Origin of the sequence: Haloferax sp. AS1 (genome assembly GCF_014530665.1) — an archaeon.
Lineage (GTDB): Archaea > Halobacteriota > Halobacteria > Halobacteriales > Haloferacaceae > Haloferax > Haloferax volcanii.
The window spans coordinates 2,324,334-2,336,182 of the sequence record NZ_SPSA01000001.1 but is presented as its reverse complement, the minus strand read 5'-3'; the positions used below and the strand labels follow the sequence as shown (position 1 = coordinate 2,336,182).

Annotated in this window: 11 protein-coding genes; 10 read left to right on the top strand and 1 reads right to left on the bottom strand. The window is 68.4% G+C overall.

The features are described from left to right. The first annotated feature begins 263 nt into the window (after positions 1-263). Entirely contained in the window at positions 264-1,748 is a 1,485-nt protein-coding gene (locus E4P24_RS12230; RefSeq protein WP_188148528.1) for a proton-conducting transporter membrane subunit, read from the top strand. Continuing rightward, entirely contained in the window at positions 1,738-4,185 is a 2,448-nt protein-coding gene (locus E4P24_RS12225) for a DUF2309 domain-containing protein (RefSeq protein ID WP_188148527.1), read from the top strand. Before E4P24_RS12230 ends, E4P24_RS12225 begins: the two co-directional genes overlap by 11 nt. A 98-nt stretch (positions 4,186-4,283) precedes the next feature. Here the strand turns inward: E4P24_RS12225 and E4P24_RS12220 are convergent, their stop codons facing one another. Continuing rightward, a complete protein-coding gene (locus tag E4P24_RS12220; protein ID WP_004062563.1) occupies positions 4,284-4,700 on the bottom strand; it encodes a CopG family ribbon-helix-helix protein in 417 nt (138 codons plus the stop codon). A gap of 127 nt (positions 4,701-4,827) precedes the next feature. Here E4P24_RS12220 and E4P24_RS12215 point away from each other — a divergent pair, with 127 nt between their 5' ends. From E4P24_RS12215 to gcvPB, 8 genes are all read left to right on the top strand, one after another. Beyond that, positions 4,828-5,484 (top strand): energy-coupling factor ABC transporter permease, encoded by a 657-nt coding sequence (locus E4P24_RS12215; protein WP_115802957.1) that lies wholly within the window; start codon positions 4,828-4,830, stop codon positions 5,482-5,484. Next, positions 5,481-5,780, top strand: coding sequence for a PDGLE domain-containing protein (locus E4P24_RS12210; RefSeq protein ID WP_006601391.1), 300 nt, complete (start codon positions 5,481-5,483; stop codon positions 5,778-5,780). Before E4P24_RS12215 ends, E4P24_RS12210 begins: the two co-directional genes overlap by 4 nt. Beyond that, complete coding sequence (gene cbiQ / locus E4P24_RS12205) at positions 5,777-6,589, top strand: cobalt ECF transporter T component CbiQ (RefSeq protein ID WP_115802958.1); 813 nt, start codon at positions 5,777-5,779, stop codon at positions 6,587-6,589. Before E4P24_RS12210 ends, cbiQ begins: the two co-directional genes overlap by 4 nt. Further along, positions 6,577-7,377 (top strand): energy-coupling factor ABC transporter ATP-binding protein, encoded by an 801-nt coding sequence (locus tag E4P24_RS12200; RefSeq protein ID WP_006601389.1) that lies wholly within the window; start codon positions 6,577-6,579, stop codon positions 7,375-7,377. Before cbiQ ends, E4P24_RS12200 begins: the two co-directional genes overlap by 13 nt. 230 nt (positions 7,378-7,607) lie before the next feature. Further along, complete coding sequence (gene gcvT, locus E4P24_RS12195; RefSeq protein ID WP_188148526.1) at positions 7,608-8,699, top strand: glycine cleavage system aminomethyltransferase GcvT; 1,092 nt, start codon at positions 7,608-7,610, stop codon at positions 8,697-8,699. Between the two features lie 2 nt (positions 8,700-8,701). Further along, positions 8,702-9,082: a glycine cleavage system protein GcvH gene (gene gcvH, locus E4P24_RS12190; RefSeq protein ID WP_004062569.1), complete on the top strand. Its 381-nt coding sequence runs from the start codon at positions 8,702-8,704 to the stop codon at positions 9,080-9,082. Position 9,083: 1 nt separating this feature from the next. Then, on the top strand, positions 9,084-10,427 hold the full coding sequence (gcvPA, locus tag E4P24_RS12185) for an aminomethyl-transferring glycine dehydrogenase subunit GcvPA (protein ID WP_115802961.1): 1,344 nt from the start codon (positions 9,084-9,086) through the stop codon (positions 10,425-10,427). Beyond that, entirely contained in the window at positions 10,427-11,848 is a 1,422-nt protein-coding gene (gene gcvPB, locus E4P24_RS12180; RefSeq protein WP_115802962.1) for an aminomethyl-transferring glycine dehydrogenase subunit GcvPB, read from the top strand. The genes gcvPA and gcvPB overlap by 1 nt, the downstream gene beginning before the upstream one ends. Position 11,849 lies beyond the last annotated feature (1 nt).

The window sequence follows — 11,849 nt, the reverse complement described above, 5'->3', positions numbered from 1 at the left end:
CGCACGGATTCGGTTGCTCACGCCGCGTTATCGTGCTTCAGGCCGCGAACAAGCTGTTCTACGCGGGTTTAGCTCGTCAGAGTCGACAGTCTTTGACGCTCCGCACCCGCGAAACCATAATGTTCTATAATGGCTAATTTGCGAACGATTTGTGAATGTAGGTAGATTTAATAGACAATCTGTTCTCGGATAGGCGTAAGGACGACCAATATCGGACGCCGAGTGCGTTTCGGTGACCGGTCTGGTCAACGACGAACCGAACGATGTCAGGACACAGCCCGAAACCGACGGTCGGAGCACTCCCGGACGCGACGGCGGATTCGCCGTTCGCGCCCGTCGCACTAACGCGGCTCGTGTGGGCGCTGTTCGCCGCGAGCGTCGCCGTGCTCTTCGCCCGACTCCGACTCGGCGGCGCGTGGGAGGTCCCCGGCGTCGTCGCCGTCGACGGCCTGACCGTGCTGCTGTGGGTGGTCGTGACGTTCTTCAGCGGTATCGTCCACAGCTACTCGCGCCGCTACATGGCAGGCTCCGTCCACGAGACGAAGTTCTTCGCCGCCGTGTTCGGCTTCACGGTCGCCGTGATGGCCCTCGTCGCGGCCGACCATGTCGCGCTGTTCTGGCTGTGCTGGCTGGCGATGGGACTCCTCATGGCGAAACTCATCGGCATCATCGACGGCTGGCCGCAGGCGCGGGCCGCCTCGAGCGTCGCCCGCAGGTACTTCCTCGCAAGCAGCGCGTTCCTCGGCGTCGCGCTCGCGGCGCTGTGGCAGGCGACCGGCGCGACGACGGTCTCCGGCATCGCCGCGAACGCCGACGGACTCGGCGGCCCGGTGTGGCTCGTCGCCTGTGTCGCGCTCGTGCTCGCGGCGATGATGCAGTCCGCGCTCGTCCCGTTCCACGGCTGGCTCCTCTCGTCGATGACCGCGCCGACGCCCGCCTCGGCGCTGATGCACGCCGGGTTCGTCAACGCCGGCGGCATCCTGCTGCTCCGGTTCGCGCCGGTCGTGACCCTCGACGCCACGCTCATGCTCGGAATCGTGACTGTCGGCGCGACGAGCGCCCTCGTCGGAAAACTGCTCAAGAACGTCCAGCCGGACGTCAAGAGCGAACTCGGCTGCTCGACCATCGGCCAGATGGGCTTCATGATTATGCAGGCCGGGCTCGGCTTCTTCGGGGCCGCCATCACCCACCTCATCCTGCACGGCTTCTACAAGGCGTACCACTTCCTCAGCGCGGGCGGCGCGGTCGAACGGACCGCCCCGACCGACCACGAGGACCACGAGACCGGGGCCGTTGGTTCCGCGGTCATCGTGGCGACCGGACTGGCCGGCGGCGCGCTGTTCGCGGCGCTCACCGGGAAGGGCACGCACCTCGACAGCGGGCTCCTGCTCGTGGCGTTCGTCGTGCTCACCACGCTGCACGCGGCTCGCAACGTCGTCGCACACGCCGCGCTCCCGGCGACGGCCCGCTACGGCGCGGTGCCGCTGGTCTTCCTGCCGGCCATCGCCGTGTACGCCCTCGTCTATCAGGGAATTTCGAGCGTGCTGTCCGGGCTGCCGGTCGTCGAGGCCCCCGCCGAGCTGAGCGCGCTCCACGCGCTCGTCGCCGGCGTCTTCCTCGTGACTTACGTCGCGATAGAACTCGGCGTCCACGAACGCAGCCGGCGTCTCTACGTCGCGCTGTTGAACGCGAGCCAGCCCGCGTCCAGCACCATGCTGACCGCCACGGAGGACTACAATGAGTACTGAACACGCCATCGAAGACAGCATCGACAAAGCCGCGACGACCGTCGGCTCGGTCTGGCCGGTTCACTCGTTCGTCACGGCCAACCCGCTTTCGGGGTTCGAAGATATGCCGTTCAGCGAGGCGGTCACGCAGGCCGCGGACCTCGTCGGCGGCCGCGGCTACCCGAGTCCCGAGACGTTCGAAGCGGCCCTCGAAGGGGGGCGAATCGACCCCGCGGCGCTCGACGCGGAACTGGCCGACCGCGGCTACGACGGCGACCCCGAAGCCCTACTGGAGCGCATGGACGCCGGCGTCGAGTCCGCGGGCGCGGGCGACGACGCCGAGACTGACGCCGCCGACACGGACGCCGCGCGGGTCGACCGCGTGCTGACGAAGTGGCTGTCGGCGTTCCTCGACGAGGGTCAAGCCCACTGGCCGATGCCGGACCGCGAAGACGGGTTCTACAACGCCTTCCGGTCGATGGCCGCGTACGACGGCCAAATCCCCGACGACGGCGTCGTCTCCGACCTGCCCGAGTCGCCGGTCGAGACCATCGAGGCCGCGGTCGCGTCGTATCCCGAAAGCCAATGGGTGCCGATATTCGAGGAGCAGCTCGCCGCGCTCCCCGGCTGGACCGGCTTCATCAAGCAACGCGCCGCCGACGGCGGCGAGTGGCAGTCCGCGCACCCGATTTCGCTCGACGGCTACCTCGCGGCCCGCCTCGCGCTCCTCGACGCGTTCGGCGTCGACATCGCGCCGTCGACCGGGTCGAAGAGCGACGAGGCCGAGGCGGCCGACGAACTCGCCGATGCGTTCCTGAGCGCGTGGGAGGCGAGCTACCGCGACGAGGTTGTCGACCGCGTCGCCGCCGAGAGCGAGGCGCTCGACACCAGCGACGCCACGGGCCGCCCGGACGCGCAACTGGTGTTCTGTATCGACACGCGCTCGGAGGTCATCCGCCGGCACATCGAGGCGACCGGCGACTACGAGACCCACGGTTACGCCGGCTTCTTCGGCATCCCGATGGAGTACCGGGGGTACGACGCCGAGGTAGCGGTCGACGCCTGCCCGCCGATTGTCGACCCGCAGCACCGCGTCACCGAGGTCCCGACCGACAGGGACACCGAGGCGACCCGCGACCGTTGGTCGCGCCTCCGCGAGGCCGCGGGCGAGGCCATCGAGTCGCTGAAGACCAACCCCGCCACCGCCTTCGGCTTCGTCGAGAGCGCGGGGAGCGGATACGGGCTGGCTCTCGCGGCCCGCACGCTCGTCCCCGGTCGCGTCTCCGACCTGCTCGGAACCGCCGACGACGCGGTCCCCGACAACCACGAGTTCTGCGACCAAGTGGTCCACCACCAGCACTCGTACGCGGGCGACCTCCCGGTGGGGCTGACCGACGACGAGAAAGTCGAGTACGCCGCGAACGTCTTCGGGCTGATGGGTTGGGAGGAGTTCGGTCGCCTCGTCGTGTTCACCGGTCACGCCAGCGAGACGGCCAACAACCCCTACGATTCGAGTCTGGACTGCGGGGCCTGCGCCGGTCACCCCGGCGGCCCGAACGCCCGCGTCCTCGCGGCCATCTGTAACGACGAGACGGTCAAAGCCGAACTCCGCGACCGCGGGTTCGACATCCCCGAGGACACGGTGTTCGTCGCCGGCGAGCACAACACGACGACCGACGAAATCGAACTGTACGACGGCGACGTACCCGAGAGCCACGCCGAGGACCTCGACCAGTTGCGCGCGGACCTCGCGGTCGCCCGCGAGCACGCGGCCGCCGAGCGCGCCGAGACGATGGGAGCCGGCGGCTCCGCGGCCGTCAGCGAGACGGAGCGCCGCGCCGCCGACTGGGCCGAGACGCGTCCCGAATGGGGGCTGGCCGGCAACGCCGGCTTCGTCATCGGCCCCCGCGAACTGACGAGCGACCTCGACCTCGACGGCCGCGCGTTCCTCCACTCCTACGACCACGCGACGGACCCCGACGGCGACGCGCTCGAAGCGATTCTCACGGGGCCGATGGTCGTCACCCAGTGGATTAACGCGCAGTACTACTTCTCGACGGTCGACAACGCCGTCTACGGCAGCGGGTCGAAAGTGACCCAAAACCCCGTCGGCAACGTCGGCGTCTATCAGGGCAACGGCGGCGACCTGATGACCGGCCTCCCGCTCCAGTCGCTGATGGCCGCCGACGACAGACCGTACCACCAGCCGCTCCGCCTCTCGACGATTATCCACGCGCCGGTCGACCGCGTCACCGACGTGCTGGCCGACCACGCGGAACTGACCGAACTGCTCGACAACGACTGGCTCTCGCTGACGGTCGTCGACCCGACGCAGGACCACCGCGCGTTCCACTACGAAGAAGAACTGACGTGGACGCCGGCGTCCGAACGGGTCGAATCGAACCCCGAACCGGAGGCGCCGGACACGCCGGCGGCGACCGCCGTCGCGGACGACTAAGCGCTCCGAACTCGTCCCGAACGCGCTCTCGGTCGGGCGCTGTGGCTGTCACCCGAAGTTCCTTGGAAGGCCGTCAAAAATCGCTCACGGCTCGTCCGCTACCGGTCCGCTTCGACGACGGCGAGTTTGACCTGGTGGACGCCCTTCAGCGGCCGAATCCGCGAGAGCAACTCCTCGATTCGCTCGCCCGTCCCGTCGACGGCGATGGATTCCAGACAGAGGTGGTCGCCGAGATGGACGTGATGGACCGCGATGATGGTCTCGGTGAAGTCGTGTTGCAGTTCGGTCATCTCGTCGCTCACGCCGCTGTGGTCGTGCTCGTAGAGGACGACTACGGTTCCGCTGAGACTCCCGGAGAGCCCCGTCTGCTGATTGAACTCCGTGACGAACGCGCGAAGCGCGTCTCTGGTCGCTTCCGAGCGGCTGTCGTACTCGCCGGCGGCGACCACGTCGTCGAGTTCGGAGAGCAGACTCGGCGGGAGCGTGACGCTCATCCGGTCGACGTCCTGGCTCATAATCTCGACTTTTCCCAGCAGCCGTTTAGTCGTTGGCAGTAACGCTTTCGAATCGACACCATATCGGCCAGTATTACGATTTGGAAGAAAAGTATTATTGCTTGACCGAATCACACGTGTGATACGAATGCACATTCCGGACGGCTTCCTCGACCCCTGGGTGGCGGGTCTCTTCTGGCTCGGCTCCGGCATCGTAATCGGTATCGCGGTCAGACGCGCCCGCGGCGAACTCGGTGACGAACGGACGCCGCTTCTCGGCGTCGTTGCGGCAGGTATCTTCGCCGCGCAGATGCTGAACTGGCCGATTCCGGGCGGGACGAGCGCTCATTTCGTCGGCGGGGCGTTCGCGGGTATCCTCCTCGGACCGTATCTCGGCGTCCTCGCGATGAGTGCCGTCGTGACGATACAGGCGCTCGTGTTCGGTGACGGCGGCATCATCGCGCTCGGTGCGAACCTCTTTGCGATGGCCGTCGTCGACGTCCTCGTCGGGTACGCCCTCTTCCGGGCGCTCCGAGGGGTTCACGAAACCGGCGCTGCGTTCGTCGCCGGGTGGGGAGCGATTACCGTCTCGGCGCTGGTCGTCGGCGTCGGCATCGGCCTCTCGTCGGCGTTCGCCTACGAACTGAGCGTGACCGTGCTGATAATGGTCGTCGGCCACGCGCTCTTGGGGCTCGTCGAGGGCGCGATTACGGCCGCGGTCTACGGCTACGTCGCGGACGCTCGGCCGGACCTCGTCCTCGGGCGACTCGACGACGACTCGCTTTCCCCGGAGGTGGGCCTGTGAACGCGCTCGTGTCTGACTCCTGGGGTCGGCGGGCGCTCATCGGGCTGCTCGTGCTCGTCGTCTTGGCTCCCGTGTTCGGCTGGGCGTCCGGCGCAGTCGGGTACGCCGAACCGCTCGAAAACGCCGCCGAAGAGACCGGGGCGGCCGACGCGGCCGACCCCGTCAGTCCCGGACTGCTGCCGGACTACTCCGTCCCGGGGCTCAGTTCGCCGCTCGGAACGCTCGTCTCGGCGGTCGTCGGGACGGGGGTCACGCTGGCGGTCGGAGTCGGAGTCGGTCGCCTCCTCGAACAGTGACCGGCGTCGTCGGCCGCTCGGTCGAATCCATCACGGGGGCGCTTCGGTCCGTGTTCACGGCCGAGCAGGTGGCCTCGTCCGACGGGTTCCTCCAGCGACGGGACCCTCGCGTCTCCCTGTGTTCGGTCGCTGGCCTCGCGCTGGCGGTGATGATTACGCGAACCGTCGCGGTCACCCTCTGTTTCGGCGTCGTGACCGCCCTCTTGGCGCGGCTGTCGGCGGTTCCGCTCCGACAGTTGCTCGCGCGCTCGGCGGTCGTGCCGCTCGTCTCCGCCGGTATCGTCGTTCCCCAAGCCGTACTGCTCCCCGGGGACGCGCTCGTGCGGGCGTTCGGGTTCGCCGTCACTGACGCCGGCGTCGCGTACGTCGTGCTGTTCACGCTCCGCGTCGGCGTCGGCGTCGCGCTCCTGTCGCTCATCGTGATGACGACGCCGTTCTCGTCGGTGGTCGCGGCCATGCGGGAACTGCGCGTCCCGGTCGCGCTCGTCTGGGTCGTCGCCGTCACCTATCGCTACCTGTTCCTGTTTTTCGACGAGTTACAGCGACTCGTGCTCGCGCGGAACAGTCGCACGACCGGACAGTCGAGCCTCCGCGACGGGTGGCGCGATGCGAAGCGGCTCGTCGGAACGTTCCTGTTGCGGACGCTCGACCGCGGCGAACGGGTCGGCCGCGGGATGCGGGCCCGCGGCGGTTCCCGACCGCCGTCACCGTACAGCCGGTCGCGGGACGTCGACGAGGGCGACTACGCGCTGGTCGCGCTCGCCGTCGTGGCCGTCGCCGGCTCGGGGGTGATTCGATGGGGCCTGTAATCGAAGCCCGGGGACTGACACACGAGTACCCGGACGGAACGACGGCGCTCCGAGACGTGACGGTCACAATCGAGGCGGGAGAGCGAGTTGCCGTCATCGGTGCGAACGGGTCGGGAAAGAGCACGCTGCAACTCGTGCTCGGCGGCCTCGTCGAGCCGACGGCCGGAACGGTCGAGTACTTCGGTGAGACGGCGGACGCCGAAGCCGTCAGGGACCGCCTCGGCGTGCTCCTCCAAGACCCCGACGACTACCTGTTCAATACGACCGTCCGCGAGGACATCGAATACGGGCCGGCCCAGCTCGGGATGTCGCGGCAGGCGGCGACACAGCGGGTCGCACACCTCGCGGCCGAACTCGGGTTAGAGAGCCTGTTGGACCGCCCCCCGTTCCGTCTGTCGGGGGGCGAGAAACAGCGGGCGGCGGTCGCGAGCGTCCTCGCGTTCGAGCCGGCGGTGCTCCTTCTCGACGAGCCGTTCGGCGCTGTCGACGCCGGCTACCGAGAACGCATTTTGGAACTGGTGACCGGCCACGAGGGGACCGTGGTGCTGTTCACGCCGTCTGTGGACGCCGTGCCCGAGATTGCCGACCGAGTACTCGTCGTCGGGCAGGACGGGTCGATAGCCGCGGACGGCCCCGTTCGAGACGTGCTGACAGACACCTCCCTGCTGAGAGACAACGGTCTCCGGCCGCCGGCGACGGTGCAGTTGTTCGAGGGGATACTCGACGTTGACGACGTTCCGCTGACCGTCTCGGAGGCACGAGCCCACCTGCTGGACCAAACGCGGTAGCGAACTGTCCCCCGACGCACGCGCAGCGCGCCGAATTCGGTATCGCACTAATCGGTTTATCACGTCCACCGCGGTCCCGATCAGCGCCGCGTTCGGGCGGCAGATTTCGCCATGTGGTTGCGGGTTCGTGGTGTTTTACCCCGATTTGTCCCCCGTATTCATACAAGATACTGAACAGACCGAGCGAACAGATACCAAAGCATTACTTATCGCAGTTCGCAGGGGCGTGTATGGGCCTTCGCAAGCCGCCGTTGTACGACGTCCACGCGGACGCCGGGGCGACGTTCACCGAGTTCGGCGGATGGGACATGCCTGTGGAGTACGACTCCATCAAGGCCGAACACGCGGCCGTCCGCGAGTCGGTCGGCATCTTCGACGTTTCGCACATGAGCGAAATCGAGGTGTCCGGCCCGGACGCGGCCGCGCTGATGCAACGCCTGACGACGAACGACGTGACGGCCCTCGAACCGGGTGACTCGCAGTACTCGGCCATCGTGAACGACGAGGGCGTCATCGTCGACGACACCGTCGTCTACCGACTCCCCGACCGCGACGAGCGGGTCTATCTCTTCGTCCCGAACGCCGGCCACGACGAGGAGATGTACGACCGATGGACCTCGTTCCGCGACGACTGGGACCTCGACGCCACCGTCGAGGACGTGACGGAGGACTGGGCGATGTTCGCGGTACAGGGCCCCGACGCCCTCGATTCGGTCACCGACGCCGCGCCCGACGCGGCCCTCGGGGACCTCTCGAAGTTCCAGGCGACGTTCGCCGACGTGGCGGGCGTCGAGTGCTGGGTGGCCCGGACGGGCTACACCGGCGAGGACGGCTTCGAGCTCCTCTGTCCGTGGGCCGACGCCGAGACCGTCTGGGCGGCGCTCGAGGCGACCCCCTGCGGGCTCGGCTCCCGCGACACGCTCCGACTGGAGATGGGCTACCTGCTTTCGGGACAGGACTTCGACCCCGAGACGGAGCCCCGGACCCCCTACGAGGCCGGCATCGGCTTCGTCGTCGACCTCGACACCGAGTTCGTGGGGCGCGACGCCCTCGAACGACAGCGCGAGGCCGGCGTCGACGAGACGTTCGTCGGCTTCGCCCTCCTCGACCGCGGCGTCCCGCGCCACGGCTACGACATCGCCAATTCGGACGGCGAGGTCATCGGCGTCGTGACGAGCGGGACGATGAGCCCGACGCTGTCGGAGCCCATCGGTCTCGGCTACGTCCCCGTCGAGTACGCCGACGACGAGACCGAGGTTTCGGTGCTCGTCCGCGGCCGCGAGAAGCGCGCAGTGATCGTGACACCCCCCTTCATCAACTGACAATGTTCGAAATCCCTGACGACCGGAAGTATCTGGAATCGCACGAATGGACCACCACCGAGGGCGACGCCGTCCGCATCGGCATCTCCGACTTCGCACAGGACGAACTGGGCGACGTCGTCTTCGTCGAACTCCCCGCCGAGGGCGACGAACTCGCCGCGGGCGAGGAGTTCGGCGTGGTCGAGAGCATCAAGGCCGTCTCGGACCTCTACGCCCCCATCTCGGGCACGGTCACGGCCGTCAACGAGGAGCTGTTCGACGCCCCGGAACTCCTCAACGACGACCCCTACGGCGACGGCTGGATGCTCGAAGTCGAGCCGGCCGACGAAAGCGAGTTCGACGACCTCCTCGCCCCCGAGGAGTACCGCGAGCAGACGGAGTGAGATGACGGCTGGAAACGGACGGCGGGCCGGAAGCCCGTACGCCCCACACACCGACGCCGACGAGGAAGCGATGCTGGACGCCGTCGGCGTCGACAGCGTCGAAGCGCTCTTCGACATCCCCGAGGAAATCCGATTCGACGGCGAGTTCGGCGTCTCCGGCGCCGACGAACGCGAACTCAGGAACGCCATGGCCGACCTGTTTTCGCGCAACGAGGAGCTGACGGAGTTCCTCGGCCGCGGCCACCACGCCCACTACGTGCCGGCGCTGGTCGACGACCTCTCGCGGCGCTCGGAGTTCCTCACCTCCTACACGCAGTACCAGCCCGAAATCGCGCAGGGCTTCTTGCAGGTGCTGTTCGAGTACCAGTCGATGCTGGTCGAACTGACCGGCCTCCCGGTCGCCAACTGCTCGATGTACGACGCCGCGACGGCGCTCGCCGAGGCCGCGCTCCTCGCGAACCGCCTCCGCCGCGGCGCGAGCGGCCACCGCGTGCTCGTTCCCGAGCACCTCCACGAGGGTCGCCTCGGCGTCCTCGAGAACTACCTCGACGGCGCTGAGATGGAAATCGGCGAGTACCCGATGGCCGACGGCGCGGTCGACGTGGAGGCGCTCGCGGACCTCGTCGACGACGAGACCGCGATGGTGTACGCCGAGACCCCGACGGTCCGCGGCGTCATCGAGGAGCGACTCACCGACATCGGCGACCTCGCCCACGACAACGACGCGCTGTTCTGTCTCGGCAGCGACCTCGTGGCGCTCGCGCTGCTCGAAGAGCCCGCGAGCGTCGGTGCCGACGTGGTCGTCGGCGAGGCCGGCGCGCTCGGCATCGGCACGGCCTACGGCATGGGCCTCGGCATCTTCGCCACCCGCGAGGAGTACCTCCGGCAGGTCCCGGGCCGCCTCGTCGGCGTCTCCGAGGACAGCGCGGATATGCGGGCGTTCACGCTGACGCTCCAGACCCGCGAACAGCACATCCGCAAGGAGCGCGCGACCTCGAACATCTGTACGAATCAGGCGTGGGTCGCGCTCCGAACGGCCATGCACATGGCGTGGCTCGGCCCCGACCGCCTCGTCGACCTCGCGACGCAGGCCGTCACCGACGCGCGCGACCTCGCCGCCCGGCTGGACGACCTCTCGGGCGTCAAAGCGCCGCTGTACGACCGCCACCACTTCCGCGAGTTCGTCGTCCGGACGGACCAGCCCGCGCCCGCCATCACGAACGACCTCGCGGGCCGCGGCTTCGCGGTCCACGCCCTCGACGACCACCACTTGCAGGTCTGTATCACCGACGCGAACGCCGACGCCGCGGACGGACTGGTCGCGGCCTTCGAGGAGGTCATCTGATGAACTTCGACCAAGCCCGATTCAGCCGCGACGACGAGTACGAACCGCTCCTGTCCGAAAAGGACAGCACCACCGTCGAGGTCGATTCGGAGGGCGTCCTCCCCGACGACCTGACCCGCGACGAACTGACGCTGCCGGCGCTGTCGGAGCCGCAACTGGCGCGGCACTACACGCGCCTGTCGCAGATGAACTACAGCGTCGAACTCGGGCCGTACCCGCTCGGGTCGTGTACGATGAAGTACAACCCCTCGTTCACGGAGGACGTGGCGGCGGACCCCAACGCCGGGGTTCACCCCGACCGCTCCGACCGGACGATTCAGGGAACGCTCGGCCTCCTGCACGGCCTCCAGGAGTACCTCGCCGATATCGGCGGGATGGACGCCGTGACGCTCCAGCCCCCGGCGGGTGCCGCGGGCGAGTTCACGGGCATCCTCGTCGCCAAGGCGTACCACGAGTCGCGCGGCGACGACCGCTCGGAGATTATCATCCCCTCGTCGGCCCACGGGACGAACTTCGCGTCGGCCGCGATGGCCGGCTACGACGTGGTCGAACTCCCCTCCGACGACGACGGCCGCGTCGACATGGAGGCGTTGGACGCCGCCGTCTCCTCGGAGACGGCCGCGCTCATGCTCACCAACCCCAACACGCTGGGGCTGTTCGAGCGCGACATCGTCGATATCGCTGAGCTGGTCCACGACGCGGGCGGCCTGCTGTACTACGACGGCGCGAACCTCAACGCGCTGCTCGGCCGCGCCCGCCCCGGCGACATGGGCTTCGACATCATGCACTACAACGTCCACAAGACGTTCGCCACGCCGCACGGCGGCGGCGGCCCCGGTGCCGGCCCGGTCGGCGTGGTCGACGAACTCGCGGAGTTCCTCCCGAGCCCGATGGTCCGCGAGACGGCCGCCGGCTACGAGCAGTACGAACCCGAGTCCTCTATCGGCAAGGTCCACGGCTTCGCCGGCAACTGGCTCGTGCTCGTGAAGGCGTACGCCTACATCGCCCGCCTCGGTGACGCGGGCCTCGCGGACGCCAGCGCGAAGGCCGTCCTCAACGCCAACTACCTCGCCTCACAGCTAGACCTCGACGTGCCGTACGGGCCGTTCCACCACGAGTTCGCGGCGACCTCGGGCGACCGCGACGCCGCCGACGTGGCGAAGCGCATGCTCGACTACGGCGTCCACCCGCCGACGACGAAGTGGCCCGAACTCGTCTCGCAGGCGATGCTCACGGAGCCGACGGAAGTCGAAGACAAGGCGTCGCTCGACGACCTCGCGCACGCCTTCAACGCGGCGTACGCCGACTCCGACGAGGCGCTCGAAACCGCGCCCTCGAAGACCAGCGCCCGCCGCATCGACCAAGTGTCGGCCGCGCGGAACCCGCGGCTCTCGTGGCGGGCGCTCGGCGACGACGAATAAC

Coding starts and splice junctions, on each gene's coding strand:
- E4P24_RS12200 (WP_006601389.1), top strand. CDS start 6,577: ATGGGGCCTGTAATCGAAGCCCGGGGACTGACACACGAGTACCCGGAC.
- gcvPB (WP_115802962.1), top strand. CDS start 10,427: ATGAACTTCGACCAAGCCCGATTCAGCCGCGACGACGAGTACGAACCG.
- E4P24_RS12220 (WP_004062563.1), bottom strand. CDS start 4,700: ATGAGCCAGGACGTCGACCGGATGAGCGTCACGCTCCCGCCGAGTCTG.
- E4P24_RS12225 (WP_188148527.1), top strand. CDS start 1,738: ATGAGTACTGAACACGCCATCGAAGACAGCATCGACAAAGCCGCGACG.
- gcvH (WP_004062569.1), top strand. CDS start 8,702: ATGTTCGAAATCCCTGACGACCGGAAGTATCTGGAATCGCACGAATGG.
- gcvPA (WP_115802961.1), top strand. CDS start 9,084: ATGACGGCTGGAAACGGACGGCGGGCCGGAAGCCCGTACGCCCCACAC.
- gcvT (WP_188148526.1), top strand. CDS start 7,608: ATGGGCCTTCGCAAGCCGCCGTTGTACGACGTCCACGCGGACGCCGGG.
- E4P24_RS12215 (WP_115802957.1), top strand. CDS start 4,828: ATGCACATTCCGGACGGCTTCCTCGACCCCTGGGTGGCGGGTCTCTTC.
- E4P24_RS12230 (WP_188148528.1), top strand. CDS start 264: ATGTCAGGACACAGCCCGAAACCGACGGTCGGAGCACTCCCGGACGCG.